The organism is Streptomyces sp. Q2 (genome assembly GCF_056820935.1).
The window spans coordinates 102,887-128,200 of record NZ_JBXEJE010000025.1 but is presented as its reverse complement, the minus strand read 5'-3'; the positions used below and the strand labels follow the sequence as shown (position 1 = coordinate 128,200).

The 25,314-nt window shown below is 70.5% G+C and carries 20 protein-coding genes and 3 pseudogenes; 12 read left to right on the top strand and 11 right to left on the bottom strand.

The features are described from left to right. Positions 1-86 precede the first annotated feature (86 nt). The 3 genes from ACWBNA_RS27430 to ACWBNA_RS27420 form a co-directional block, all read right to left on the bottom strand. Complete coding sequence (locus ACWBNA_RS27430; RefSeq protein WP_482707189.1) at positions 87-1,025, bottom strand: 3-oxoacyl-ACP reductase; 939 nt, start codon at positions 1,023-1,025, stop codon at positions 87-89. A 9-nt stretch (positions 1,026-1,034) separates the two neighbouring features. Then, the gene (locus ACWBNA_RS27425) at positions 1,035-2,111 is read right to left on the bottom strand and encodes a Zn-dependent alcohol dehydrogenase (protein ID WP_482707188.1); all 1,077 of its coding nucleotides are present in this window, start codon (positions 2,109-2,111) and stop codon (positions 1,035-1,037) included. A 371-nt stretch (positions 2,112-2,482) separates the two neighbouring features. Next, entirely contained in the window at positions 2,483-3,340 is an 858-nt protein-coding gene (locus ACWBNA_RS27420; protein WP_482707187.1) for a MaoC/PaaZ C-terminal domain-containing protein, read from the bottom strand. 259 nt (positions 3,341-3,599) lie between these two features. Between ACWBNA_RS27420 and ACWBNA_RS27415 the strand changes: the two genes are divergently transcribed. Continuing rightward, positions 3,600-4,826, top strand: a complete 1,227-nt coding sequence (locus ACWBNA_RS27415; protein ID WP_482707186.1) for a sensor histidine kinase — start codon at positions 3,600-3,602, stop codon at positions 4,824-4,826. Between the two features lie 515 nt (positions 4,827-5,341). Beyond that, positions 5,342-5,974, top strand: a complete 633-nt coding sequence (locus ACWBNA_RS27410) for a response regulator (RefSeq protein WP_482707230.1) — start codon at positions 5,342-5,344, stop codon at positions 5,972-5,974. Between the two features lie 137 nt (positions 5,975-6,111). Here ACWBNA_RS27410 and ACWBNA_RS27405 read toward each other — a convergent pair. Next, positions 6,112-6,651 (bottom strand): annotated as a pseudogene (locus ACWBNA_RS27405) (MFS transporter); the annotation flags it as partial. 249 nt (positions 6,652-6,900) lie between these two features. Here ACWBNA_RS27405 and ACWBNA_RS27400 point away from each other — a divergent pair. From ACWBNA_RS27400 to ACWBNA_RS27380, 5 genes and pseudogenes are all read left to right on the top strand, one after another. Next, a complete protein-coding gene (locus ACWBNA_RS27400) occupies positions 6,901-8,640 on the top strand; it encodes an MFS transporter (RefSeq protein WP_482707185.1) in 1,740 nt (579 codons plus the stop codon). Between the two features lie 124 nt (positions 8,641-8,764). After that, positions 8,765-9,415: a class I SAM-dependent methyltransferase gene (locus ACWBNA_RS27395; protein ID WP_482707184.1), complete on the top strand. Its 651-nt coding sequence runs from the start codon at positions 8,765-8,767 to the stop codon at positions 9,413-9,415. Between the two features lie 97 nt (positions 9,416-9,512). Further along, on the top strand, positions 9,513-10,490 hold the full coding sequence (locus tag ACWBNA_RS27390) for an N-acetylmuramoyl-L-alanine amidase (RefSeq protein ID WP_482707183.1): 978 nt from the start codon (positions 9,513-9,515) through the stop codon (positions 10,488-10,490). A gap of 19 nt (positions 10,491-10,509) precedes the next feature. Next, positions 10,510-11,308, top strand: a pseudogene (locus tag ACWBNA_RS27385) (IS5 family transposase). 922 nt (positions 11,309-12,230) lie between these two features. After that, complete coding sequence (locus ACWBNA_RS27380; protein ID WP_482707229.1) at positions 12,231-12,482, top strand: SH3 domain-containing protein; 252 nt, start codon at positions 12,231-12,233, stop codon at positions 12,480-12,482. Positions 12,483-12,514: 32 nt separating this feature from the next. Here the strand turns inward: ACWBNA_RS27380 and ACWBNA_RS27375 are convergent. Further along, positions 12,515-13,041 (bottom strand): annotated as a pseudogene (locus ACWBNA_RS27375) (IS5 family transposase); the annotation flags it as partial. A gap of 80 nt (positions 13,042-13,121) precedes the next feature. Between ACWBNA_RS27375 and ACWBNA_RS27370 the strand changes: the two are divergent. The 4 genes from ACWBNA_RS27370 to ACWBNA_RS27355 all read left to right on the top strand — a co-directional run bounded on the left by ACWBNA_RS27370 (position 13,122) and on the right by ACWBNA_RS27355 (position 17,839). Continuing rightward, positions 13,122-13,936 (top strand): IS5 family transposase gene (locus tag ACWBNA_RS27370; RefSeq protein WP_482707182.1). Its coding sequence is split into 2 segments (ribosomal slippage): positions 13,122-13,464 and positions 13,464-13,936, totalling 816 coding nucleotides; the frame shifts between segments, so codons are not numbered across the junction. Between the two features lie 244 nt (positions 13,937-14,180). After that, positions 14,181-15,644, top strand: a complete 1,464-nt coding sequence (tnpB, locus tag ACWBNA_RS27365) for an IS607 family element RNA-guided endonuclease TnpB (RefSeq protein WP_482707181.1) — start codon at positions 14,181-14,183, stop codon at positions 15,642-15,644. Between the two features lie 253 nt (positions 15,645-15,897). Beyond that, positions 15,898-16,731 carry a DUF5336 domain-containing protein gene (locus ACWBNA_RS27360; RefSeq protein ID WP_482707180.1) on the top strand — a complete coding sequence of 278 codons (834 nt, stop codon included), beginning with the start codon at positions 15,898-15,900 and terminating at the stop codon, positions 16,729-16,731. A 97-nt stretch (positions 16,732-16,828) separates the two neighbouring features. Beyond that, a complete protein-coding gene (locus tag ACWBNA_RS27355) occupies positions 16,829-17,839 on the top strand; it encodes an LLM class F420-dependent oxidoreductase (protein ID WP_482707179.1) in 1,011 nt (336 codons plus the stop codon). 60 nt (positions 17,840-17,899) lie between these two features. On the opposite strand, the gene ACWBNA_RS27350 is transcribed toward ACWBNA_RS27355, so the two are convergent. Genes ACWBNA_RS27350 through ACWBNA_RS27340 form a run of 3 tightly spaced genes read right to left on the bottom strand, consistent with a single transcriptional unit; the run spans position 17,900 to position 21,379 of the window. Then, positions 17,900-18,649 (bottom strand): hypothetical protein, encoded by a 750-nt coding sequence (locus tag ACWBNA_RS27350; protein WP_482707178.1) that lies wholly within the window; start codon positions 18,647-18,649, stop codon positions 17,900-17,902. Beyond that, positions 18,636-20,180, bottom strand: a complete 1,545-nt coding sequence (locus ACWBNA_RS27345) for a vWA domain-containing protein (RefSeq protein ID WP_482707177.1) — start codon at positions 20,178-20,180, stop codon at positions 18,636-18,638. The genes ACWBNA_RS27350 and ACWBNA_RS27345 overlap by 14 nt, the downstream gene beginning before the upstream one ends. A 23-nt stretch (positions 20,181-20,203) precedes the next feature. Then, positions 20,204-21,379 carry a hypothetical protein gene (locus tag ACWBNA_RS27340; RefSeq protein WP_482707176.1) on the bottom strand — a complete coding sequence of 392 codons (1,176 nt, stop codon included), beginning with the start codon at positions 21,377-21,379 and terminating at the stop codon, positions 20,204-20,206. A gap of 206 nt (positions 21,380-21,585) precedes the next feature. Here ACWBNA_RS27340 and ACWBNA_RS27335 point away from each other — a divergent pair, with 206 nt between their 5' ends. Beyond that, a complete protein-coding gene (locus tag ACWBNA_RS27335; RefSeq protein ID WP_482707175.1) occupies positions 21,586-21,879 on the top strand; it encodes a hypothetical protein in 294 nt (97 codons plus the stop codon). Between the two features lie 62 nt (positions 21,880-21,941). Here the strand turns inward: ACWBNA_RS27335 and ACWBNA_RS27330 are convergent, their stop codons facing one another. Genes ACWBNA_RS27330 through ACWBNA_RS27320 form a run of 3 tightly spaced genes read right to left on the bottom strand, consistent with a single transcriptional unit; the run spans position 21,942 to position 25,218 of the window. Then, on the bottom strand, positions 21,942-23,012 hold the full coding sequence (locus tag ACWBNA_RS27330; protein ID WP_482707174.1) for a prenyltransferase/squalene oxidase repeat-containing protein: 1,071 nt from the start codon (positions 23,010-23,012) through the stop codon (positions 21,942-21,944). Next, positions 23,009-23,758, bottom strand: coding sequence for a class I SAM-dependent methyltransferase (locus tag ACWBNA_RS27325; protein ID WP_217240608.1), 750 nt, complete (start codon positions 23,756-23,758; stop codon positions 23,009-23,011). Before ACWBNA_RS27325 ends, ACWBNA_RS27330 begins: the two co-directional genes overlap by 4 nt. Then, positions 23,752-25,218: a glycosyltransferase family 4 protein gene (locus tag ACWBNA_RS27320; protein ID WP_482707173.1), complete on the bottom strand. Its 1,467-nt coding sequence runs from the start codon at positions 25,216-25,218 to the stop codon at positions 23,752-23,754. Before ACWBNA_RS27320 ends, ACWBNA_RS27325 begins: the two co-directional genes overlap by 7 nt. Positions 25,219-25,314: the final 96 nt, after the last annotated feature.

The following is a 25,314-nucleotide window of genomic DNA, read 5'->3' as shown; positions in this document are numbered from 1 at the left end:
CCCCCGGCATCCATGGATGCCGGGGGCCGTCGCGTTGGATCGGACCGTCGCGTCGGGTCACAACGCCGGACCCCGCCCGTCCGGCGTCACGAGCGCCGCAGCCCCAGTACGTCCGCCGCCGCGAAGGTCTCCCCCGGCGGCCGCTGCGCGTAGTGCGGGGTGAGCAGCGCGTCCAGTTCGTCGTACGTGAACGTGTCCTGCTTGCTGTCGAACTTGGCCTGGACGCGCGGCCGTTCGACGATCGCGACCATGCCGCCGTGTACGACGATCAGCTGGCCGTTGACCCGGGCGGCAGCGGGCGAGGCCAAGTAGCCGACGAGCGGGGCGACATGCTCGGGGGCGAGGGGGTCCAGTCCGTCGGCGGGCTGCTCGAACCCGGCGAAGACGTCCTCGGTCATCCGGGTGCGGGCGCGCGGGCAGATCGCGTTGGCGGTCACGCCGTACTTGGCGAGCGCGAGGGCCGTCGACGTGGTGAGCCCGACGATGCCTCCCTTCGCCGCCGCGTAGTTGGGCTGGCCGGCGGATCCCGCGAGGAACGCCTCCGAGGAGGTGTTCACGATCCGCCCGTACACCGGACCGTCGGCCGCCTTGGACCGCTGGCGCCAGTGCGCGGCCGCGAAGTGGGTGGTGTTGAAGTGGCCCTTGAGGTGGACGCGGATCACCGCGTCCCACTCGTCCTCGGTCATCGAGAACACCATGCGGTCGCGCAGGATGCCCGCGTTGTTGACCAGGATGTCCAGCTTGCCGAACTCGGCGATCGCCGACGCGACCAGTTCTTCCGCCTGTCGGAAGTCGGCGACGTCCCCGGTGTGGGCGAGGGCCTTTCCGCCGGCCGTGCGGATCTCGGCGGCGACCTGTTCGGCGGGGGCGGCGGAGGCTTCGCCCGAGCCGTCCCGGCCGGGCTGCCCGAAGTCGTTGACGACGACGGCCGCGCCGAGCCGGGCCAGCTCCAGCGCCTCGGCCCGGCCGAGGCCGCGGCCCGCGCCGGTGACGATCGCGGAGAGTCCCTCCAGTGGCAGTGACATCCGGGGTCCTCAGATCTCGATGCAGGTACGGAGGGCCGTCCCCGTCCGCATCTGGTCGAGTGCCTCGTTGATCTCGCTCAGCGGCACCCGGTGGGTGATCAGGCCGTCCAGGTCGACGCGGCCGGCCCGCCACAGGGCGATGGTCCGCTCGTAGGAGCGCAGGACGTCCCCGCCGCCGTACATGGACGGCAGGATCCGCTTCTCGTCGAAGAACAGCTCGAACATGTTGAGCTGGAGGAAGTCGTCCATGGCGCCCGCGCCGACGACGACCAGGGTGCCGCCGCGCCGCGTGGTGTCGTACGCCGTGCGGGCGGTGGCGGAGCGGCCGACGACCTCGAAGACGTAGTCGAAGCCCTCACCGGCGGTGACCTGCTGCTTGGCGTCGGCCAGTTCGTCGGGCGAGACGGCCCTGGTCGCGCCGAACCTGAGCGCGGACTCGCGGCGCGAGGCGACCGGGTCGACCGCGACGATCTCGGCGGCGCCCTTGAGGCGAGCGCCCTGGATCGCGGAGATGCCGACACCACCGCAGCCGATGACGGCGACCGACGAACCCGCCTCCACGTCCGCGGTGTTGAGCGCGGCACCCAGTCCCGTCGTCACCCCGCAGCCGATGAGCGCGGCTATGTCGAAGGGCACGTCGTCCGGTATCGGCACCGCGCAGCCGGCGTCGACCACGACCTCCTCGGCGAAGGTGCCGGTGCCGGCGAAGCCGAAGACGTCACCGGCGGGGCGCCTGAAGTTGGGGGTGCCCGCGTTCATGAACCCGGCCAGGCACAGCTGGGTCTGGCCGCGCTTGCAGGCGGGACAGACACCGCAGGCGGGCAGCCAGCAGACGACGACCCGGTCGCCGGGCTTCAGATGGCTGACGCCCTCCCCCACTTCGAGGATCTCCCCGGCGCCCTCGTGGCCGGGCACGAACGGCGCCGGCTGCGGCAGTACGCCGCCCATCGCGGACAAATCCGAGTGGCACAGCCCGGTGGCCCGCACCCGGATCCTCGCCTTGCCGGGGCCGAACCCCACCGCCTCGACGTCGTCGAGGACCTCCAGCTTGTCCTGGCCGATCTCGTGCAGTACGGCTGCGCGCATGGTGCGGCTCCCCTCGAGAGGCTGGGTCGGTCGTCGGTGGGTCGGTCGTCGGTGGGTCGGTCGTCGGTGGCCCTGGTCGGCGGTCGGATGGCCGGCGGCCCGGTGGCCGGCGGCCCGGTGGCCGGTGGCGCGGTGGCCGGTGGCCCGATGGCCGGTGGCGCGGTGGTCGTTGGCCGGGGCCGAGGGCCGGTGGCCGGTGGTCGTTGGCTGGTGGCCGGGGCCGAGGGCCGGTGGCCGGTGGCCCGATGGCGCGGTGGCCGGTGGCCGGTGGCCGGGGCCGAGGGCCCGGTGCCCGGTGGCCGGTGGCCCGATGGCGCGGTGGTCGTTGGCTGGTGCCGGGGCCGAGGGCCGGTGGCCGGTGGCCCGGTGGCTCAGGAGTGTTCGACGACCGTGTCGGCCAGGACCGGGGTGTCGTCCCGCTCGACCGCGTGGACGGCCACCCGCACTGCTCCCTCCTGCCGCCACATGCGCACGCGCAGGGTCTCGCCCGGGTACACGACCCCGGCGAACCGGGTGGCGTATCCACGCACCCGGGTCACGTCCCCGGCGAGCATCGTGTCGACGACCGCCTTGAGCGTGATGCCGTACGTGCACAGCCCGTGCAGGATGGGCCGCTCGAACCCGGCGACCTTGGCGAACTCCGGGTCGGCGTGCAGCGGGTTCCGGTCGCCGGAGAGGCGGTAGAGCAGGGCCTGGTCCTCGCGGACCGGGCGCTCGACGATCCGGTCGGGCTCGCCGACGGGTGGTTCGAGTCGGGCGGAGGGGCCGCGGTCGCCGCCCCAGCCGCCTTCTCCGCGGACGAAGATCTGGGCGTCGTTGGTCCACAGCGGGCCGTCGGCGTCGGCGACCTCGGTGCGCATCACGAGGACGGCCGCCTTCCCCTTGTCGTACACGCCGGCGATGCGGGAGGTCGCGGTGGCCCTGCCCTCGACCGGCAGGGGGCGGTGGATCTCCAGGCTCTGGCCGCCGTGCAGGACGCGGGCCAGGTCGACGTCGACGCCGGGCATGGACAGACCGCTGATCACCCCGGGCGAGCCGGCGCCCGCGACGGTGGCGAAGCTCGGCAGGACGTGCAGCCGGGACTCCAGGGTGTAGCGCAGCTCGTCGGGGTCGGTGGCGGGGATGCCCGCGCCGATGCCCAGGTGGTAGAGCTGGACGTCCTTCGCGGTCCAGGCGATCTCGCCGGAACGGGGCTCGGCGGCCAGGGCCTTGGCTGCGTCGATGGGCATGGGGCTCCCTGCTCCTGAGGGCTCAGAGACCTCGGTACGGCCGTCCGCACCGTCGGCCGCACCGAGGTCGACACGGGGCCGACCTAGAACGCGTTCCAGTCCGGCGACCCCTGTATAGCCCAGCGCCTCACAGTTGTGAAGGCTCCTGACGGAGTGTCAGGTCGGTCGTCGGCGGAACGGCGTCCCGTGACATTTGTCCTGCCTCGGTCCGTACAAGCGCATCTGCCGGGCGGGCGGGCGAGTGCGTAGCGTCGTGGTCATGCCTGAGAACAAGGTCCGACTCAAGGCCCAGTGCAAGGCCCCCCGGAAGGCCGGCCTGGCCCCCGAGCAGCGCGGCCCGGCACCCAGCGGCTTCAGCCTGCTGCCCTGGCTGCTGATGGGCATGGGTTCTCTCTCCAACCTCTTCCAGGGCGAGACCCCCAACCCTTGGATCGGCGGCCTCGGCCTGTTCACCTTCAACTCCCTCTACGTCTACGTGGCGTTCCGCGCCTTCGTGAAGGAGGCCCGGGAGGCGGTCTCCACGCGGGTGGCGCTGGTGCTGATGGGGCTGGTGACCTGTGCCCTGGCCTTCGGATACGGCGGCAACTGGCTGCTGTTCTTCCCCCTGCTCGGCCTCGCGACGGGCGCGATCGTGCGGATGCCGCAGCTTCGCTGGGCCGGCGCGGCCGTGGCGTTGCTCGCCGCCGCGGCCTCCGTCACCCACGAGGGCTGGGGCGGCCTCGACACCGCGTACGCGACCTGGATCTCGACGATGGTGACGGCGGCGATCCTCTCCCTGTCCGAGGCCGTACGGGAACTCACGGCGGCCCGCGAGCAACTGGCCCGGCGTGCCGTCGAGGAGGAACGGCTGCGCTTCTCCCGCGATCTGCACGACCTGCTCGGGCACACCATGTCGGTGATCGTGGTGAAGTCGGAGGCGGCCCGCCGGCTGGCCGACCGTGACCTGACGGCGGCACTGGCCCAGATCACCGACATCGAGTCCGTCGGCCGACAGGCGCTCACCGAGATCCGCGAGGCGGTGACCGGCTACCGCGAGGGCAGCCTCGGCACCGAACTCGACCGGGCCCGCTCGGTACTGCCGGCCGCGGGCATCGATCCCGTGGTCCTGCGGTCCGGCCCGCCTCTCGCCGCCCGGACGGAGGTGCTGCTCGGCTGGGTGGTCCGCGAGGCGGTCACCAACGCCGTCCGGCACAGCGGGGCGACGCGGGTCGAGATCGCCGTGGAGAGCACGCCGGAACGGGCCCGCCTGCGCGTCACGGACGACGGCCGTGGGCCGTCCGCCTCCACGGAGCCGCTCGCCGCAGCCCCGGGAGTCGGCGGCACAGGACTGAAGGGGTTGAGGGAACGGCTCGCGGCGGCGGGCGGATCGCTGGAGGCGGGGCCGGGTCCGGGGACGCGGGGCGGGTTCGTGGTGACCGCGGACCTGCCGGTGGGCGCGGTGGAGATGACGGGGGCAGTCGGCGAGGTCGGTACGCCGGCCCCCTGACCGCCCCGCGCAGCGCCGCCGCCCTCCAGGAACTACGCGTGGCTCCCGCGCGGAGTCGACGGAGGCAGGCGCCGAGGCACCTACGCCGACCCCTGACCGTCCAATCCAGCACCGCCCCTCGCAAAACCACCCACGGATACCGCGGAGTTGACGGAGGCCATCGCAAGGCACCTACAGCCGGCCTCTGAACCGTCCAATCAGCGCCACCCCTCCCCAAACTGCCAACGAATACCGCAGAGTTGACGGAGGCCATCGGCAAGGCACCTACAGCCGGCCTCTGAACCGTCCAATCAGCGCCTCCCCTCCCCAAACTGCCCGTGAGTCCCACGGAGTCGACGGGACCAGTCGGCCAGGCACCTGCACCGGCCCCCGACCGCCGGAGCGCAGCGCCACTTCCCACCCCCCGAGCAAACAGCGGGGCCACCGCGCAACAGAGGGCATCGCCCGGTGAGGTCAGCGCTCCGCCGCTCAGGGCACGGCCTGCCCCCGCGCCCTACCCTTGGGTCGTGAACGAGATGCCGCGGGATCAGCGGGCCGCCACCTCCATCCGAGTTCTGCTCGCCGAGGATCAGGGGATGATGCGCGGAGCGCTCGCCCTGCTGCTCGGGATGGAGGCGGACATCGAGGTCGTGGCGCAGGTGGCGGCCGGGGACGCCATCGTGGACGCGGCCCTGACCCACCGCCCCGATGTCGCCCTCCTCGACATCGAACTGCCCGGGATGAGCGGCCTGGACGCCGCCGCCCGGCTCCGCGACGAGGCACCCGACTGCCGTGTGCTGATCCTCACCACCTTCGGCCGGCCCGGCTATCTGCGCCGGGCCATGGAGGCCGGAGCCGCGGGCTTCCTCGTCAAGGACGGCCCCGTGGAGGAACTCGCCGCCGCGATCCGCCGCGTCCTGACCGGCGAGACCGTGATCGACCCCGCACTCGCCGCGGCCGCGCTCAGCGCCGGACCAAACCCCCTCACGCCCCGCGAGTGCGACGTCCTCAAGGCCTCGGCGGACGGCGCGACCGTCGCCGACGTCGCCACCGAGCTCCACCTCTCGGAGTCCACGGTCCGCAACTACCTCTCCGCCGCCATCGGCAAGACAGGCACCCGCAACCGCACGGAGGCGATGCGGGAGGCCCGACGGCAGGGGTGGCTGTAGCCGGGCTCACCGCGTCGGCCCCCACGTCCTACCCCGTCACCTCCACCGACTTGTAGGCGGTCCCCTTCGGCGCCAGGCACACGAACCAGTTCACCGGGGAGCCCTCCGCCGAGCGGATCGCCGGGGTCGACGGAATCCCAGCGCCAGGACAGCACGTCCACCAGGATTCCGCCGACCAGTCCGCCGGCCGCCCCGCCGCCCGCGCCGACCGCCGTCCAGGTCGCGATGGCACGCGCGCGTGCGGCGCCCTCCGGGACGGCCGACGTGAGGATGGTCAGCGTCGAGGGCGCGAGCACCGCCGCGCCGAGTCCCTGCGCGGCGCGGGCCACCAGCAGCTGCCAGCCCTCCTGGGCGAGTCCGCCGCCCAGCGAGGCCACGGTGAACAGCCCGAGGCCGACCAGGAACATCCGCTTGCGGCCGTAGAGGTCACCGGCCCGGCCGCCGAGCAGCATGAACCCGGCGAAGGCGATGGCGTAGGCGTTGACGACCCACTGGAGTCCCTGCTGGCTCAGCCCCAGGTCGGGCCGCATCGACGGCAGTGCCACGTTCACGACGGACACGTCGAGCACGACCAGGAACTGTCCGGCACACGCGAGGGCGACGACCAGCCAGGTCGGCGGCGCGGTACGGCGACGGGGGACGCGGGTGTCGTCAGCGGCTTCGAGCATGCCGGTCATGCTCTCAACCGCCTCCGGCCACTCCCGCCTCCCCATGCTCCCCACCACCCGCCTCCGCCACTCCCGCCTCCACCACGCTCCCGACCCCTCCTGGCTCCCTCTTCCTCGGCATTCCGGCCCAGTCCCAAGAGAAGATAAAGAATTCGTTAGGAGGCCGAAGCATCGGAATAGTTGCCCCGGCGCACGGGGTTCACCTTGCACGTATCCCGCACGGGACCACCTGAACCCCCGGCCTGGAGGCCCCACTCCATGACGCACACGTCGACCGACCAGCCCGTACGCAAAGCGAGCGGGACCGTGGTCCCGGTGCTCGCCTTCGCGGGCATCGTGGTCGCGGTGATGCAGACCCTGCTCGTCCCGGTCATCAAGGACCTGCCGCAGCTGCTGGACACCGAGCCGAGCAACGCCACCTGGGTGCTGACCTCGACCCTGCTCTCCGGCGCCGTCGCGACGCCGATCATGGGCCGCCTCGGCGACCTCTACGGCAAGCGGCGCATGCTGATCCTCAGCCTCTCGGTGATGGTCGTCGGCGCCCTGGTCAGCGCCCTCACCAGCGACCTGCTCACGATGATCGCCGGCCGTACCCTCCAGGGCTTCGCGATGGGCGCGATACCGCTCGGCATCGGCCTGATGCGCGACATGCTGCCCCGCGAGAAGCTCGGCTCGGCGATGGCCCTGATGAGCTCCTCGATCGGCGTCGGCGGCGGCCTCGCCCTGCCGGCCGCGGCCCTGGTCGCCCAGCACGCCGACTGGCACGCCCTCTTCTACGGCGCGGCCGGCATCGGTGTCCTGGCCATCGCCCTCACCCTTCTCGTCGTGCCGGAGTCACCGCTGCGCGCCAAGGGCACCTTCGACGTCGCGGGCGCGATCGGTCTCTCCGTGGGCCTCGTCCTCTTCCTTCTGCCGATCACCAAGGGCAGCGACTGGGGCTGGACGTCCGGGACCACGCTCGGCCTGTTCGGCGCGTCCGCCGTCGTCCTCGTCCTGTGGGGCGTGATGGAGCTGCGCGTCAAGGCTCCCCTGGTGGACCTGCGCACCACGGCCCGCCCGGCGGTGCTCTTCACCAACCTCGCCTCGATCATGGTCGGCGTCTCGTTCTACGTCGTCTCGCTGGTCCTGCCCCAGCTCCTCCAGCTGCCCAAGGCCACCGGCTACGGCCTCGGCCAGTCGATGGTCGTGGCGGGCCTGCTCGTGGCACCGCTCGGCCTGACCATGATGTTCACGGCCCCCGTGTACGCCCGCCTGTCGGCCAAGTACGGCCCCAAGGTCACCCTGATCCTCGGCATGCTGATCATCGCGATCGGCTACGGCGCCGGCCTCGGCCTGATGAGCGCCCCCTGGCAGAGCCTGGTCATCGCGGTCATCCTGGGCGCGGGCATCGGCCTCGCCTACTCCTCCCTGCCCGCGCTGATCGTCGGCGCGGTCCCGGCGTCGGAGACGGGCGCCGCGAACGGCCTGAACACCCTGATGCGTTCCATCGGCACGTCCGTGTCGAGCGCCGTCATCGGCATGGTCCTCGCCAACACCGCGAACAACGTGAACGGCGTCGCGATCCCGACCATGCACGGCTTCCGGGTCTCCTTCCTGATCGCGACGGGCGCGGTGGCGGTCGGCCTCCTGATGGCCCTGCTCCTGCCCCGCAACCGCCCGGCGGCCAAGCCCCAGCTGCGCGCGAGCAGCGAGGAGGACGCCAACCTGGAGCGCGCCGTGGAGGCTCTCGGCGGCTTCCGGGGACGCGTCCTGGACGCCGCCGGCACTCCCGTCGCCCGCGCCAAGGTCACCCTGATCGACCGCAGCGGCCGCCAGGCCGGCGCGACCCTCTCCGCCGAGGACGGCAGCTACACCCTCGCCGTCCCGGCCCAGGGTCCGTACGTCCTGGCCGCCAAGGCGGCCGGACACGGCCCGCTCGCCTCCGCGGCGACCCACGCGGGCGACGAGCGCGAGGTCGCTGTGGACCTGCCGCTGCCGAGCGCGACCGTCTCCGCCTGACGATCCCCGACACCGCCCGCTCCTCACACCCCCGTCGCCCAAGAGACGGGGGTGTGGTGCGTCGGGAGAGGGGGCGTGGTGCACCATGGGCGCCCGGAAGGACGTACGACCGAGAGGACCCTTCATGCCCGCGGCCCCCAAGCCCGAGATCCTGGCCGCCTTCGAGGCCGCGAAGGGGTTCATGCCCGCCGGTGAGGGCCTCGCCCTGTACGCGGCGGCCGTGGAGGCCGGGCGACTCGGCCTGCCACTTCTAGAGGTGGGCACGTACTGCGGGCGGTCCGCGATCCTGCTCGCCGACGCGGCCCGCGAGGCCGGCGTCACGGCGCTCACCGTCGACCACCACCGGGGCAGCGAGGAACAGCAGCCGGGCTGGGAGTACCACGACCCGGAGACGGTCGACCGCGAGATCGGCCTGATGGACACCCTGCCGACCTTCCGCCGCACGCTGCACCGCGCCGGGCTGGAGGAGCACGTGGTGGCGCTGGTCGGCCGCTCGCCGCAGGTCGCCAAGGTCTGGGGCACCCCCCTCGGCCTGGTCTTCATCGACGGCGGCCACACCGACGAGCACGCGAACGCCGACTACGAGGGCTGGGCGCCCCATGTCGCCGAGGGCGGACTGCTCGTCATCCACGACGTGTTCCCGGACCCGGTGGACGAGTTCACCGGCCAGGCCCCCTACCGCCTCTACCTCCGGGCCCTGGCGTCCGGTGCCTTCGCGGAGGTCTCCGTGACGGACTCGCTGCGGGTGCTGCGGCGGACCGGGCCGGGACTCTGACCCGCGTCCACGATCGCCTCCGCATGACTCCAAGGCCCCCTGGCCCGTGGTGCGCCGGGGTCCGCGGAGCAGGTGGCCGGCCCGTAAGGTGGCAGTCGTGTCGTACGTAGGCCCGGACTTCGAACCTCCCCGGCCCCGCCGCTCCCGGCGCGGCCCCCTGACCGTCGCGGTCGCCGCCCTCGTGCCGGGCGCGCTGCTCGGCTGGCTGGTGTACGAGGCGGTGGGCGGATCCGACGGAGGATCGGCGGGGGCGGTCGGGACGCCCGCGTCGTCGAGCGCGTCGGCCTCCGCGCGGTCATCCGCGCCGACGGACTCCGCCCCCGACGACGCCAAGCAGCCGGGCCCGAGCGCGGCCTCCACCGCCTCCGCGCCCGCCGCCTCCGGCCCCCTCAAGGGCAAGGTGGTCGTCATCGATCCGGGCCACAACCCGGGCAACTTCCGGCACACGGCCGAGATCAACCGCCAGGTGGACATCGGCACGAACTCGAAGGAGTGCGACACCACGGGCACGGCCACCAACTCCGGTTACGCGGAAGCCGAGTTCACCCTCGACGTCGCCCACCGGATGCGCACGCTGCTCCAGGAGCAGGGCGCCACGGTGAAACTGACCCAGGACGGCGACCGGCCCTACGGCCCGTGCGTGGACGAGCGCGCCCGGATCGGCAACGCGGCGCACGCGGACGCCGTCGTCTCGGTCCACGCGGACGGCTCCGCGGCCGGCAACCGCGGCTTCCACGTCATCCTGCCGGGCAGCGTGCACGCGGGCGCCGCCGACACCCGCGCCATCGTCGCGCCTTCGCGCGGACTGGGCGAGCGCATCGCGGGCAACTTCGTCCGCGCCACGGGCAGTGCGCCCTCCAACTACATCGGCGACGGCACCGGACTCGACACCCGCACGGACCTGGGCGGTCTCAATCTGTCAACGGTTCCCAAGGTGTTCGTCGAGTGCGGCAACATGCGCGATAACAAGGACGCGGCACTGCTGACCAGTGGTGCGTGGCGGCAGAAGGCGGCGCAGGGGATCTCGGACGGCATTGCAGGTTTCCTTAAGACGTCATCTCATTTGGATCGGTAGGCTGTCGGTCGTGGTTTCGATCGTTGAGCGGCTGGTGCCGGATGAGTTGTGGGAGATATTCCAGCGGGTGGTCCCGGAGGCTCCATCGCGACCTCAGGGCGGCGGTAGACGCCGGCACGGTGACCGGGAGGTGCTGGCCGCAATCGTGTTCGTAGCCACGTCGGGCTGCACCTGGCAGCAGTTGCCGTCCGCGTCGTTCGGTCCGTCGGGAGCGACGGCTCACCGGCGGTTTGCCGAGTGGTCCAAGGCGCGGGTGTGGGCAAACTGCACCGCCTGGTCCTCGACGAACTCGGTTCCCGCGGCGAGTTGGACTGGTCCCGCTGCGCGATCGACTCGGTGAACATGCGGGCCCTGAAAAGGGAGAGCTGACGGGCCCCAATTCTGTCGATCGGGGCAAGTACGGCTCGAAGATCCACCTGATCACCGAGCGGACCGGCCTGCCCCTGTCCGTCGGAATCTCTGGGGCGAACCTCCATGACAGCCAGGCGCTGATCCCGCTGGTGCAGGGCATACCGCCGATCCGTTCCCGGCGCGGACGCCGACGGTGCCGACCGGCAAAACTCCACGCCGACAAGGGATACGACTACGACCACCTGCGGCGATGGTTACGCCAGCGCGGCATCAGACACCGCATCGCCCGCAAGGGCATCGAGTCCTCGACTCGCCTGGGCCGCCACCGCTGGACCATAGAACGCACAATGTCCTGGCTTGCTGGATGCCGTCGACTGCACCGCCGCTACGAGCGCAAAGCCGAGCACTTCCTGGCCTTCACCAGCATCGCCTGCACCCTTATCTGCTACCGCAGACTTGCCAAATGAGATGGCGCCTTAGGAGCTCCTGGTGACGGACTGGGTTCCTGGTCCCGGCAGGGTGGCAGTTGTCGAGCATGGCTCTCCAAGACTGCGTCTGTACGACGCCGTTGATGTCGGCGGTGGATGTCAGGACCAGAGTTGTGGGTACGGGCAGGGCTCCAGCGGATCGTCACGGTCAGCCCACTTCCACCAGAGATGTCGACTAGGGCACCGCCACAGCATGCGGCATCTTCTCGGCCGCTGAGGACAAAGGCACCCGCCTTCAGCGGCTGCTCGCACTCGGGGCAAACGGGTGAGGCGCTAGTCATGGCGTGCAACCTACTTGGCGCTCGCCCGCAGCCTCGCCGCGCTCCTCGTTGTGAGTGCCGAGCACCCTTCCGCAGCCCCCAAATACGGCCCGGCACCCGGCACTGTCGCGCACGGACGATGTGTCCTTCCGACTGCACGCCCCTGTGGATGTCGGGGTAGGGCGATGGAGTGGTAAGACGCCGGCTCTTTAGGCCGCGGTGGTGCAGGAGCACCGCAACCCTCTCCACTTCGCCTCCACGTTCTCCATCCGGGCGTTTAGAGGGGTGCTCAGATTCACTCAGGCCTCCGGACATGTCATGCGAGACTTCGAAAAATCGCCCGGAATTCACGTATCCAATTATGGACGCTCATCACGGTTGCATAACGCCAGCTTCATTTCTCGCGACAGTTCGTGACTGCGCATGCAAGATCGTGCGAGTCGGCTTAGTTAATGCAGCGGATCAGTGGATTCAGCGCCTTGCGAGGTCGCCGTGAGCTTGTCCGTCCTCTTGAGGTCGCTAGGTCCGCGGGTAGGGGTGACGGAGTGGTCCGTCAGAAAATATAGAGAGGCAGGGAGTGAGTTGGGCTTGGCGCTAGCAGCGCTAGCGCGGATCCATGGCACTGCAACCAAGGCGGCGTTATCGAGAATAATTCTAGCGGTGTATTCAGAACCAATAAGGATCTGAATTTACGGGCTGGCCCTTATAGTGACTGCGATGACATTGGCATCGTTCGCAGTGGCGCAAAGGTCTTCGCGTGGTGCTCCTTTACAAACAGCGCTGGAAACCCCTGGATCCTCGTTCGCCCTGACGGCGGCACGAAAAAGGGATGGGTGTACACAGGTAACCTCGATCATGTGTCCGGCTCTGTAAATCGGTGCCCAGTCTTCTAGTAACAGATTTGAAGCGAACGTGAGGCGCACACGCGGTGGGGGTCGTGTCTCGTTTGGTGACCCTCGACCATGGGCTTCAGCCCTTCGCTGTCATGGGTGTTGCCGGCCGAGACGCCGACAAGGAGGGGCAGTCCGTTCGCGTCCGACAGGACGTGCATCTTGGAACCCGGCTTGCCCCGGTCCACGGGGCTCGGACCTGTGTGTTCGCCCCCTTTTCAGCCCGGACGTGGGCGGTGTCCAGGACGACGCGGGTGACGTCGACGAGGCCGGCGTCGTCGAGCCGGTGCAGCACGGCTTCGTGCAGCCGCCCCCAGACGCCGGCTCTCGACCAGATCAGGAACCGGCGGTGGGCGGTCGACTTTGATATGCCGAAACATGGCGGCAGCGCCCGCCAGGCACAACCGCTGACCAGCACGTAGATGATCGCCGCGAACAGCGTCTCATCAGGCGTGTCCTGCGTCCCGCCGCCCTGCGGCCGCACCTTCGACGGTGGGATCAGCGGCTCGGCGATCTCCCACAGCCCGTCCGGAACAATCCAACTCCACGTACCCCGCCCCATAGACAGCCCAACGAGCGATCACCACGTAGGACAGGGTCTAAGACCGTGTCCTACATGGTCAGTTGGCGGTTGTGTTGGGCATGGGGAGTGGACGGTGGGGATGGACTGTACCGGACGGCTTGTGGGAGTTGGCAAGGCCGTTGTTGCCGCCGGCGCGGGTGCGTCCGCAGGGCGGCGGGGTCGCGAACATCGATGATGAGGCGGTGTTTGCCGCGATCATCTACGTTCTGGTCAGCGGCTGTGCTTGGCGGGCGTTGCCACCGTGCTTCGGAGCGTCAAAGTCGACCGTGCACCGCCGCTTCGCCATCTGGTCTCGCGCCGGAGTATGGGGGCGGCTGCATCAGAAAGTTCTCCAGCTCCTGGACGAGCAGGACCTGGTCGACCTGTCTCGGGCGGTCCTCGATTCAGCCCACGTGAGGGCTAAAAGGGGGGCGAACTTGCAGGTCCGAGCCCCGTGGACCGGGGTAAGCCCGGTTCCAAGATGCATGTCCTGTCCGACGCGAACGGACTGCCCCTACGGGTCGGGCTCTCCGCGGCCAACACCCACGACAGCCTCGCCCTGAAGCCGATGCTGTCCCATTTCCACATGGGACACGAATTCCACGCGGCCGACTCCAAACCCGTGCGTCTTCATGCAGACAAGGCGTACGACATCCCTCACCTGCGACGATGGCTATGGGGTAAACGCATCGGCGTCCACATCGCCCGCAAGGGCATCGACTCCAGCGAGCGACTCGGCCGACGCAGATGGGTCATCGAACGCACCATGTCCTGGCTGACCGGCTACCGCTGTCTCAACCACCGCTACGAGCGGAAACCAGGCAACTACCTGGCCTTTCTCGGGCTGGCATCCGCCCTCTGCTGCTACAAGCGGTTCCTCAAACTGACCATGTAGGACAGGGTCTAAGAAGTAGACAACGGCCGTTGAACTATCCATCAGTGCATTTCAGCCCCTCTTGACCTGTGTCGTCCCGGTGCGAGGTCCCCCGACCGGGATAGCGCGCCTGCGCAGCGCAGGCCCGGGGCCCGGGTCTTCGCCACCGCTGACGAAACTAGTGTTCCCTCATCGAATACGTGACCTTTGGGTGCGGTTCTCGTTGAATACGATGGGGGATCTTCAGAGCGGGGGAGGCTGCCGAGTGAGCGGGAAGTTCAAGCCGCGACCCGGCTGTGTCGTGCAGGCCTACAAGTTCGCGCTCGACCCGAACGCCGGTCAGGAACGGGCGCTGCGCTCGCACTGCGGTGCCGCCCGCGCCGCCTACAACTGGGCCGTTTCCTGGGTGACTGCCTCGTGGTGGCAGCGCAAAGCCGAAGCTTCCTACGGCATCCTCGAGGAGGAGTTGACGCTATGGCGGCCGTGGTCACTGCCCGCGCTGCGCAAGGAGTTCAACCGGGTCAAGACCACCGACCCGAGATTCGCCAACTGGTGGCACGAGAACTCCAAGGAGGCCTACAACACGGGCCTGTCGAACGCGGCCGCCGCATTCGACAACTACGCCAAGTCCAAGCAGGGCAAACGCAAAGGCGCCAGGGTGGGTGTCCCGCGCCAGAAGACGAAGCGGAAGGCCCGCCTGGCCTGCCGGTTCACCACCGGCACGATCCGAATCGAGCCGGACAGTCGGCACGTCACCCTGCCCCGACTGGGCACGATCCGCACCCACGAACCCACCATCAAGCTCCTGGCTCGCATCCAGGCCGACACGGCGCGCATTCTGTCCGCGACCGTCCGACATGAGCGCGGGCGCTGGTTCGTCTCCTTCCAGGTGGAGACAGCCCGGGAGATCACCCACGTCGACCAGCCCGACGCGGCGGTCGGGATCGACCTGGGCGTGAGACACCTCGCGGTCCTGGCCGACAGTTCCGGACAGACACGGTACGAGCCGAACCCGAAGCACCTGGACGGCGCCCTCAAGCTGCTGAGGTTCCATTCCCGCCGCGTCTCCCGGCGGCAGGGGCCGGACCGCATGACCGGCCAGAAGCCGTCAAAACGGTGGGAGAAGGCCAACCACGAACGCAACAAGATCCACCACCGGGTAGCGAACCTGCGGACCGACGCGCTGCACAAGCTCACCACCCGCGTGCGCGCCGAGTACGGCACGGTCGTGCTCGAAGACCTCAACGTCGCCGGCATGCTCCGCAACAAGCGACTCGCCCGCCGGGTGGCCGATGCCGGGTTCGGGGAGATCCGCCGTCAGCTCACCTACAAGGGCCGGCGCAACGACTGCCCCACCATCGTGGCCAACCGCTGGCACCCCAGCTCAAAGACCTGCTCGCACTGCGGCGCGGTGAAAGCCAAGCTGCCGCTGCATGTCCGAGTCTTCACCTGCGACACCTGCAGCCTGGTCCTGGACCGGGACGAGAACGCAGCCCGCAACATGGTCGCCCTCGCGGCGGCCTGCACCACTGGTACCGGAGTGGCCGGAGACCAGGACACGCCCCGCGTGTCGAAGCCCCGTGGAGCCGACCGTAAGACCCGCCGTCAACGTCCCGGCCGCAATACCGGCCGGGACGGGCGGGCAGGTGGCGCAAGCCTGCCGCACCAACGGTGGAAGGAAACGGGAGACCGTCGTCAGGACACCGAAGCGCAACACGCGCTGAAGTGACACCGTCACGGACCTTCTAGGCGAAAACGCCTGGAATGCCGAGAGTCACAGAGACTTCGAGTAACGGAATCGTGAGTTTCCTGCGCGGGGTGGTAATCCGCGGGCTGATCCGGGCGGACACCCTGTTCGGGCGGACGATAGTGTCGTCCCCACGATGAGGGGCCGCCCCCACGCTTCACACCGGGGCCTGACGGCGACATGGTGACAGCGACGCCTCCTGACCGACGAGACGACCTACAAAGGACCGACTGAAGTGAATATCCGCTCCCTCACTAGAGGCGACGGCGTGGTGATCGGAGCAGCGGTGTTGCTGTTCATCGCGTCGTTCTTCGACATCTACGCGATCGATGGGGCTCCCGACAGCGCCGAACTCCCCAATTCCTGGGGGAGCGGACCGGTCCTGATGGGTGTCGTCCTCGCGGGCATCATCGGCACCGCACTCGTCGTCGTCTCCCACAGCCTGCCGCAGGTCCCCAAGGTAGCTGGCCTCGACCTCGGTCAGTTCGGCATCGCGTTCACGGTTTTCGCCGCCTGGAGCGCGCTCGGGAACATCTTCGACCCGCTCGGTGGCACGGACAACGTCGGCACCGGTTCGGACAGCGGCGTCAGCGCCGGCATCGGTCTGATCCTCGCCCTCATCGCCACCTTGGTCATGGCCGCGGCTGCCGTCGCCACCCCCCTGGTCCCCGCCCTGCAGGCCGCCCTCATCCCCGCCCCCAAGCCGGCCGCCCCGCAGCCCTACGGCGCCCAGCCCCCCGGTGGTTACGGCTACCCCGGCGCCCAGCCGCAGCAGCCGTACGGCGGGCAGCCGCAGCCCGGTCAGCCCTTCGGCGCCCAGCCGCAGCAGCCTCAGCCGCCGCAGCAGGCGCAGGCTCAGCCGCCGTCCCCGGAGTTCTCGCCGTTCTGGTTCGCCGTGCCGGTGCCGCGTCCGCTGTTCGCGGAGGACGGCTCGCCGACTCCGATCGCCGAACTGGCCCCCGGTACCTGGTACCTGGCGGTCGAGCAGCGCGGCGGTGCGCTGGTCGCGCAGACGCAGGACGGCCGTCGTGGCGTGCTGCAGGACACCTCGGGGATCCAGCGCGGCTGACCCCCCCCGTTCTTCGACGTGCGGCCCCTCGCCCTTCCGGGCGGGGGGCCGTTGTCGTACAGTCGCCCCTCGGCTGACGCCCGGTCAGGAGGCAGCTATGCGGCTCGGTCTCACCCTCGGCTACTGGGGCCGCGGCCCCGACCCGGACCATGTTCCGCTCGTGCGGGAGGCCGAGCGGCTCGGCTACGACTCCGTGTGGACCGCCGAGTCGTGGGGCTCGGACGCGTTCACCCCGCTCACCTGGATCGCCGCGCAGACCTCCCGCATCAAACTCGGCACGGCGGTGGCCCAGATGGCGGCCCGCTCCCCCACCACGACGGCCATGCACGCCCTCACCCTGGACCACCTCTCCGGCGGCCGCATGATGCTCGGGCTCGGACTGTCCGGCCCGCAGGTCGTCGAGGGCTGGTACGGCCGCCCCTTCCCCAAGTCGCCGCTGACGGCGACCCGGGAGTACGTCGACGTCGTACGCCAGGTCCTCCGGCGCGACGGGCCGGTCGAGCTGGACGGCCGCTTCCACTCCCACCCCTACCGGGGCGCGGACGGTACCGGTCTCGGCAAGCCGCTCAAGCCCATCACCCACCCCCTGCGCCCCGGTCTCCCGGTCCTGCTCGGTGCCGAGGGCCCGAAGAACGTGGCCCAGACGATCCGGATCGCCGACGGCTGGCTGCCGCTGTACTGGTCGCCGAGCCGGCCCGAGGTGTACGGGGCGGCGGTGGCCGACCTGCCGGAGGGCTTCCTCGTGGCGCCCATGGCGCAGGTGAGGGTCTGCGACGACGTCGCCCAAGGGCTGCTCCCCGTCAAGGCGATGCTCGGCTTCTACATCGGCGGGATGGGGCACGCGGCCCGCAACTTCCACGCCGATCTGATGGCGCGCATGGGGTACGAGGAGGAGGCCCGGCGGATCCAGGAGCTGTTCCTGTCCGGCCGCCGGGAGGAGGCCGTGCTCGCCGTGCCGGACGCGTTCGCCGACGAGATCTCCCTCGTCGGACCGCGCGAACGCATCGCGGAACGCCTGGAGTCGTGGCGCAAGGGGCCGGTGACCGATCTGCTGGTGATGTCCCCGGACCGGCACACGCTGCGGGTGCTCGCCGAGCTCAACTCCTAGCCGGTCGGCGGTCGGCGGCCGCCCGTCGCCCGTCGCCCGTCGCCCGTCGCCCGTCGCCCGTCAGCGGAAGATCGCGATCGCCTCCAGCGTCACCTCGCCGGTGTCCTGTCGCCAGCCCGTCATCTTGCCCAGGCAGCGGGCGGTGAAGGTGCCCTCCGGGATGGTCTCGCGCCGCAGGCCCTCGCGGGCGCCGACGACCCTGACGTACGGCGGTGCCTGCGGATCGCTGTACGCGGCGCGCAGGACGATGCCCTGCGAGGTGTCCGGGTCCATCAGGAAGCGGCCCCGCACCGAGACGAACTCGTCGATGTCGCTCAGCGCGATCCGGGTGTCGCCGTCGAGGGCGTCGGTGAGCGCCCGGTTGGGCCGGATGTTGCCCGTGCGCAGGTCGGCGTGGACGATGGCGTCGGCCCGGTCGAGGGCGTCCATCAACATCCCTATGACGTTGATGGGTTCGTTCTTCTGGACGTACTTGGTGAACTTCTCCTGGGTGACGTCCCGGCCGGCCTTGACGGTCCACGGCATGAGCTTGCCGAGGAAGCCGACGCTGGTGTTGACGTTGGTGCGGTGCTCCACCGCCTGTTCGAGCGCCTCGCTGTAATGGCTGACCTGGTAGAGGTCCATGACGGACTTCCCGTCCAGGTAGAAGCAGATGCTGTACGCCGTCTGCCGTGCCGCCGCCCGCCGACGGACCTCGCGCGCGTGGCGCAGCAGGACCGCGGCGAGCACGGCGAGGCCCGCCGCCGTCACCAGCCAGACCGTCATCCACGGCCACCACACGCTCCACCACAGTCCATCAGTGACAGCCACGGATCTCCTTGAATGCCTCGGAAAGGGACGAGTCGTCGGCGTCCACCATCCGCCCGCCGGTCTTCGCCGCCGCGCGTCGCAGTTCGCCCGCGTCGGCCTCGCCGAAGTGGATGGAATAGGTGGGGACTTGGCGTGCCGCGTCGGGCAGCGCCTCGTAGTGGCGTACGAACTGCGGGTAGGACAGGCCCGCGTTGTTCTCGCCGTCCGTCATCAGGACCACGGAGACGGAACGTCCGGGGTCGGCGGCTACCGCGCCGGCGGCGGTGCGGTAGCCGTGGTCGAGGGCGGACCATACGGCGGTGGCGTCGCCGTAGCCGCCGCGGGCGACGGTGTCGGAGAGCGCGTCGAGGTCCTTCGGGCCGTTGACGGTGACCGTTCTCTCCTCCAGGACACGGCCGCCGAACCGTACGACGGTCAGGCGCTCACCCCGGTAGAACCGGGTGAACTTGCCCGTCGCCGAGGTGTCCGCACCGCTGAGCCCGGCGAACGCGTCGCGCAGGGCGGCCATACGGGTGCCGCGCATCGAGCCGGAGAAGTCGAGCAGGAAGACGACCTGGCCGGCGGTGCGGTGGTTCGGGTCGCCGTAGTCCGCCAACAGACGGTCCAGTACGGCCGGCTGGTCGGGGAAGTAGAGGGCGTTGCCGACCGGTGCGCGCAGTGGGGCGTCCCGGCGCACCGTGGCGCTGACCGGGCGGCGCAGGGTGCTGCGCATGATCTTCTCCTGTACGGCGTCGCGCCGCAGCCACTCGGCGACCTTGTCGTAGGCGGCGCGGCGGGACGGGTCGAGCAGGAGGAGGGGGAAGTCGGACAGGACCGTGCCGTCCTCGGGGCGGACGACCGTCAGTTTCTCCTTCAGCCGCCCCGAGGCGTTGAGGGCGAGCAGGTCGGACTCGTACGCGATCAGCGCGTCGGCGCGGTCCTGGTGGGCGACGTAGGAGTCGACGAGGGCGGGCGAGGTGGCCGCGGTGAGGGTCTGGCCGGAGCGGAAGCCGCGCAGCCGGTCGCAGGAGACGTCCTCGGTGCGCAGGGCGGCGCCGGTGCCGGCGGCGGCCGTGGCCACGCCGACCAGGGCGGCGAGCCCGCTGCCCGCGTTGCGGGGGTCGGCCATGCCGAATCGGACCTCGCCCCGCGCGGCGGCGTCGGCGACGTCCGCCCAGGTGAGCCGGGAGCCGGGTACGCCCGCGCGCAGGGCCCGGGAGGTGTCGGGGGTGAGGCCGATGACGACGGGGGACGTCATGGTCGGCGTGCGCTGCAGCCCCTGCGTGGACCGCTTGTCGCGCAGCCGCAGATAGCGGTCGGAGGAGAGCCAGGCGAGGTCGTATCCGGTGCGGGCGGCGGCGAGCCGGGTCTCCGCGTCGGCCCGGGGATCCAGGTCGAGTTCGACGCCGGTCTCGTCCGCCAACTCGTCCAGGAGCGGGGCGAGTACGGCGAGGTCGGGGCCGGCGAGGACGCGCAGCCGGACCCGTTCGTCACCGTCGTCGCCGTCGCCGGTGCAGGCGGAGAGCAGGGTGGCGACCAGGACCGTACACACCGTCAGGAGTGCCGCTCTGCCCCTCACTCGGTGCCCTCGGCGGGCGGGCAGTCGCCGACGATCTGGATCATCCGCTCCAGCAGGGACAGCCGGGGCAGTACGGCCTTGGTGTCGTCGGTGGAGGTGACGGGCGCCGGGATGTTCCGCTCGGCGAGGAAGCCGGTCAACCGGTCGCCGGTCGTGTCACTGCCGGCGTCCCGCACCCGGAAGCCCAACTCCATGGCCCGCTGTTGCAGTTCGGGGTCGCCGGCGACGAGGTCGCCGAGCCGGTCACCGTCCCGCGTGAGGGCGACGAGCTGGGGCTCGGTGACGAAGCGGGTGGAGGGGTAGAGCAGGACGCGTTCGCTGTCGGGGGTGCCGTGTTCCGCCTCGTACTGGATCTGGTGGGCCAGGAACTGGTGCTCGTAGATCACCGCGATCGGCGAGATGCTCTTGCCGTCGGCGGACAGGTAGGTCTCGGCCTTCTCCGAGGAGGGCAGGCCCTGTTCGACGAGGAGGGGTTTGATGCTGCGGGCGAGCCTGTCCGCTTCCGCCTCGGTGTCCGGGGCGTCGTTCCTGTTCTCCATGAAGGCGACCAGACCGAGGTAGGTGCTGGCGGAGTTCGCCTCACAGATGTCGGAGGACTGGGCGAGGATCTTGTTGCCGTTGCGGACGCCCTGCCGGGAGATGTCGATGTCGTCCCAGCGTTTCCCGTCCTTGGTCAGCTTGAGGAACCGCTCCATGTCCAGGGTGTAGTAGAGCGGTCGGCCGTCCCGGTCCTGCTGGGGATCGGCCACGCCCACGCCTCGCAGAGCCTGCGCGTACTCCCGGTAGGTGGCCAGCACGATGGGGCTGACGAAGGGGCGGTAGGTCGTCACGGGGCGGTCGGCCGCCGCGCGCTCGCGGGTGATCAGGTCGGCGGCGGGCTGGCCGGACGGGAAGACGACGTCGTAGCCGTTGATGTCCTGGTTCGCGATCTCCCGGGACCCCATGCGGGTGATGTGCACCCGGAAGCCGTGCTTCAGCAGCAGCCGTTCGACTTCGGGATCCTCGAAGAAGTCCCGCTTGGAGGCCATCTTGGCCTCGATGGTGACGACCTTCTGCAACGGCAGTAACAGATGCCCCGACGCCATCAGCAGCACCAGGCCGAGGACCGGGACGGGCAGCGCGACCGCCAGGGCTCTTCGCAGGCGGCCGCGCGCGGGTCTGGTGACGGCCAAACGAGGCTCCAGCGGAGCGGGTCTGTTCGCGGACACCGGCGTTCTCCCCCCAGGGTGGGCCAGGATCGTCGATGACGGCCCTTACCCCCGAACGACCATAGATCCAACGCCAGTTGAACGAAAGAAACGTGCACGATGAACGCCCACGACGTGCCCGGTCAAGCCGGTTCGGGTTTCATCCGGGATTGAGCGGCAACCCGAGGAGCATGTCCCCTCGATATCGCAACGGTTCCAACCAGGCCGGCACGGTCATCGCCATCGTCGCCGACATCATGGCCTTCATCCTGGGCCTGTGGATCCTGATGTATCTGATGGACGCGAACCGCGCGAACGACTTCGTGCAGTTCATCCACGACGCCGCCCGCTGGCTCGCCGGCTGGTCCCACGACCTCTTCACGTTCGACGAAGCGTGGGCGCGGGTCGTCGCGGGCTACGGTCTGGCCGCCGTCGTCTACCTCTTCGTCGGCCACGCCATCGCCAACCGCGTACACCGGCACTGACCTGCCGCACCGGGGGCCCGGAGGGCCCCCGAGCAGCGGCACCGAATTGCCCCGGGAAGTGCTCAGTCGCAGCAGTCCGGGTCCAGGCCCCTCGGCAGGCGGTCGCCGCTGAAGACCGTGCAGGTCGCCTCGTCGCCGCCGAGGGCGGCGACCGCGAGGAGCAGGGATCCGGCCGTCCACGTGGTCAGTTCCCTCGGCCAGATGGCCTTGTCCTCGAAGACGAAACCCGTCCAGTACAGGCCGGACTCCGGGTCCCGCAGGTGCTGGATCCACTGGAGGATCTCCAGCGCGCGGTCGGACTCGCCCATCACCCACAGGGCGATGGCGAGTTCGGCCGACTCGCCGCCCGTGACCCACGGGTTGGGCACGACGCAGCGCACCCCGAGACCGGGGACGACGAAACGGTCCCAGTCCGCCTCCAGGCGGGACTTGGCCTCCGCGTCGGTGAGCGCGCCGCCCAGCACCGGGTAGTACCAGTCCATCGAGTAGCGGTCCTTGTCGAGGAACCGCTCCGGGTGGCGGCGGATCGCGTGCCGCAGCGCACCGACCGCCAACTCCCAGTCCGGCTGCGGCTCTTCGCGCTGCTCGGCGATGGCGAGCGCGCACCGCAGCGCGTGGTGGATCGAGGAGGAGCCGGTCAGCAGGGCGTCCGCGGTCTGCGTGCCGTCGTCCTCGCGCTTCCAGCCGATCTGCCCGCCGGGCTGCTGCAGTTGGAGGACGAACTCGATCGCCGCGTAGACCGTCGGCCACATCCGGTCGAGGAACATGTCGTCGCCGGTGGAGAGGTAGTGGTGCCAGATGCCGACGGCTATGTAGGCGACGAAGTTCGTCTCGCGGCCCTTGTCGGTGACGTCGTCGTGGGCCCCGTCGGCGTACGCCGCGTACCAGGAGCCGTCCTCGTTCTGGTGTCTCGCCAGCCACGTGTACGCCCGCTCGGCGGCCTCGTGTTCGCCCGCCGCGTCCAGTGCCATCGCGGCCTCGGTGTGGTCCCACGGGTCCAGGTGGTGTCCCCGGAACCACGGGATCGCCCCGTCCTCCCGCTGCACGGCGAGGATGCCGGCGACGGTCGCGGCGGCCTCCTCCGCGGTGAGGACCCCGGGCAGGACGAGGTGTTCTGTCCGGGGGGTGGTCACTTGGCGGCCACCTCGGTCCCGGCGAGACGCGGCAGGTGGGGCTTGGTCGCGTACGCCACGAAGCTCTTGCCGATCAGCGGGTTCAGCGCCTGCTCGGCGACCCGGGTCGCGAGCGGCTTCTTCATGATGTCCCAGACAAGCAGCTTGTGGTACGCCCGCACCGGCAGCGCCTTGTCGTTGTCGACGCCGAAGGCGCACTTGAGCCACCAGTACGGCGAGTGCAGCGCGTGGGCGTGGTGGGAGCCGTACGGCTTGAGGCCCGCCTCGCGGATCTTCGCCAGCAACTCGTCCGCCTTGTAGATGCGGATGTGGCCGCCCTCGACCTCGTGGTAGGCGTCGGACAGCGTCCAGCAGACCTTCTCGGGGCCGTATCGCGGGACGGTGACGGCGATCCGGCCGCCGGGCCGCAACACCCGCACCATCTCGGCGAGTACGCCCTTGTCGTCGGGGATGTGTTCCATCACCTCGGAGATGATGACGACGTCGAAGGACTCGTCGGGGAAGGGCAGCGCGAGGGCGTCGCCCTCCATGGCCGTCGCGGTGGCGCCCTCCGGGGCCTCCCCCGCTTCCTTCATCGCCGCGAACCACTTGGCGACCTCGCGGATCTCCTCGGCGTTCTGGTCGAGCGCGACGACCTGGGCGCCGCGCCGGTAACACTCGAACGCGTGCCGGCCCGCGCCGCAGCCGAGGTCCAGGACGCGGTCGCCCGGGGCGAGCGGGAACCGGGAGAAGTCGACGGTCAGCACGTGGCCCTGCTTTCGGGATCGGATACAACGTCGGCAACATCGTCGGCCGCGGAGCGGCCGGGTGGCGTGGGCGCGGAGCGGCTCGGGGCGGGGGCCGCGAGGGGGGTCGCCGCGCGCGAGCGGAACCGGGCGTCCGGGAGGGGGGTGGTTTCGCCCGCGGAGCGGGCTATCGCCTCCCGGTAGCGGGCGACCGTGCCCTGTGCGGCGCGGGCCCAGGTGAAGCGGGCCAGTACGCGCTCGCGGCCGGCCGCGCCCAGTCGTGCTCGGAGCTCCGGGTCGGACAGGAGCCGGCTCAGGCCCGCCGCCAACGCGCCGGAGTCTCCCGGCGGTACCGCGAGACAGGTCTCGCCGTCCGGGCCGGCGACCTCGGGGATCGCGCCGCCGGTCGTGGCCAGCAGGGGTGTGCCGGTGGCCATGGCCTCGGCGGCGGGGAGGGAGAAGCCCTCGTACAGCGACGGCACGCAGGCGACCTCGGCCGAGCGCACCAGGTCGACGAGTTCGGCGTCCGAGATGCCCTTGACGAAGTCGACGGCGCCTTCGAGGCCGTACCGCTCGATCGCCTGTGCGACGGGTCCCTCCGCGGGCCGTTTGCCGACGACGACGAGGTGGGCGTCGGGGCGCTCGGTGCGTACCTTCGCCAGCGCCTCGACGAGGAAGACGAGGCCCTTGAGCGGCACGTCGGCGCTGGACGTCGTCACGATCCGGCCCGGCACGACGGGCACCGAGGGGTCCGGTGCGAACAGGTCGGTGTCGGCGCCTATGTGGACGACGTGGATGCGGTCGTCGCGAACGCCGAGGTGGTCGGCGATCTCCTGGCGGGAGGTGCCGGAGACGGTGAGCACGGAGGGCAGCCGGCGGGCCACCCGCTTCTGCATGCGCGTGAAGCCGTACCACCGGCGTATGGAGTACTTGCGCCGCAGACCCTGCGCCGCGTCCAGCTCCAGCCGGCGGTCCACGGTGATGGGGTGGTGGATCGTGGTGACCAGCGGGGCGCCGACATCGCCCAACAGGCCGTAGCCGAGCGTCTGGTTGTCGTGGACGACGTCGAACTCGCCGCGCCGGGCGCGCAGATGGCGGCGGGCGCGGAGCGAGAAGGTGAGCGGTTCGGGGAAGCCGCCGGTCCACATCGTCGCGACTTCGAGCGCGTCGATCCAGTCGCGGTACTCGCCGCGCTTCGGGGTGCGGAAGGGGTCGGGATGCCGGTAGAGGTCGAGGCTGGGCAGCTCGGTGAGGCTCAGGCGGTCGTCGTGGCCCTCGTCGAGGACGGGGTAGGGCTGGGAGCCGATGACCTCGACGGTGTGGCCGAGGCGGGCCAGCTCGCGCGCGAGGTGCCGTACGTAGACGCCTTGTCCCCCGCAGAACGGGTTCCCTTTGTATGTGAGGAGTGCGATGCGGAGCGGTCGCTCGCCGTCGGTGTCGGGTCCCTCCGAGGGCCCCGGCTGACTGGCCTCAGCGGTCACTCTGGGCCCCCTTCTGCCTGCACTGTCCCGCGAGATTACGCCGGGACGCTAATCTAGAACAAGTTTCAGACTTGATCGTTCAAGAGGCTCTGAATC